Genomic DNA, 1,543 nt, shown 5'->3' on the forward strand with positions numbered 1-1,543 from the left:
TTATTTGTTACTATATTTTCTACAAAAGTATTGCTCACGCGTTGCAAACGCCATGTTTATTCACTCTCGTCACAGACGAGCGCGACGTGGATGCAAACCGAAAGATTATATATTTCCCCCATATTTATAAACATTGCTTTTTTCAACACTTTTTTCAAACTTAAAATTATATTCATCAGTAAGTCTATTATAATAAAATCCTCCTAAATAGTTTTCAGGTAAATCAGAACCCCATTTATGATTATCATTTCTCTGTATCTCTCCTGTTTTCTTTATGATAAAATAACTTTTTCCATCGCAATCAATAAGATTATAAAACTCAATTTCATCAAACAAATATGAATTACAATCACCGTCTACATTATCTCTTAATTTATTAGAGTCAATTTCTGAATATTCACTATTCGTTATAATTAGCTTTTTGCCAAGCTCTCTAGAAAAAAACAAGCTTGTGGACTCTACAGTAATTGAGTCTACATCAATTGCTTCATTTTTATCATCACATGATAAAAATAAACAGAAAAATAAAAATGTGTAGTAATTATTCATTGTGACTGTTATTATTATTCTTTTACACTATCTTCTAAACTATTAAGTCCACCCCATGTAACTACTCCCCATACTCCGTAAACATTAAAATTAACTTTAGTCTCCCAACTTGACTTTAATTTAAAGCCTTTAGCCCTACCAAAATAAGAAAGAGCTTCACCAAGTTCATCTCCAACCATTCCTTCTCCAGGTATATAAACACCTAAACCACCATGCCAATCATAAGTATCTGACCAAATATTATGAACTGAACCTTTTACGTTCCAACTCATCTCTCCAGTTCTTGTGATAGTTAATTTAGTAGTGGTCTTAATATTTGAGCCTCCTGAAGCATAGTAGTTATCAGAAAAGAGACTCGCATTCGTTGAATCTACGTAATATTTATCAAATACTTTAGATTCCCCAACCTCTAAACCATCAACATCATCTGACATATCACCAAGCCAAATTCTTTGTAAATTAAATCTAATAAGATTTCTTAAATTAACATCTCCTAAGATCACATCTTTACTTACATTTCGATCTTCTCCTGTATTTCCTAAAAAGTGTTCTAAATTATCTGCTGAAAAGTTATACCCATAATTTCTAGCTTCATCAACAAATCCATTTAACTTTCTTTCTGCATAATCTAGGTCTACTTCTTCAAAGTCACCATAATCCAATATGTTTCTTCGGTCAGAATCATTAAACCTCTTATTATTTTCATATGTTGATTTCTTATCAGGCGTAGGTGCTTCCTCTAATCCTTCTAATTCAACAAAAGCAATTACCTTATTTCCACTAAATTGATAAGGGGTGTAATGTGGATACTTAGGAGCAAGAGGATCCACCGCAAAAAACCTACCCAACCTAGGATCATGCATACGATACGTATAGTTATACGAGTTCCCTTCGCCTTTCACTTCATCATCACGCTCCTGTCCTTGGAAACCGTAGCGATATGCGTCGCTGTCTACGGATCCATGTCTATTATTTAGGAGCATCCCATACGGAT

General features: G+C 33.2%; 2 protein-coding genes. Both read right to left on the bottom strand.

Translation table 11 applies throughout. The features are described from left to right. Positions 1 to 105: 105 nt before the first annotated feature. The gene (locus LY01_RS14950) at positions 106 to 549 is read right to left on the bottom strand and encodes a hypothetical protein (protein ID WP_104516802.1); all 444 of its coding nucleotides are present in this window, start codon (positions 547 to 549) and stop codon (positions 106 to 108) included. Positions 550 to 563: 14 nt separating this feature from the next. Then, a partial coding sequence (locus tag LY01_RS14955; RefSeq protein WP_317044710.1) for an RHS repeat-associated core domain-containing protein occupies positions 564 to 1,543 on the bottom strand: 980 nt, incomplete at its 5' end.

This window comes from Nonlabens xylanidelens (assembly GCF_002934445.1).
GTDB classification, from domain to species: domain Bacteria; phylum Bacteroidota; class Bacteroidia; order Flavobacteriales; family Flavobacteriaceae; genus Nonlabens; species Nonlabens xylanidelens.

Coding starts and splice junctions, on each gene's coding strand:
- LY01_RS14950 (WP_104516802.1), bottom strand. CDS start 549: ATGAATAATTACTACACATTTTTATTTTTCTGTTTATTTTTATCATGT.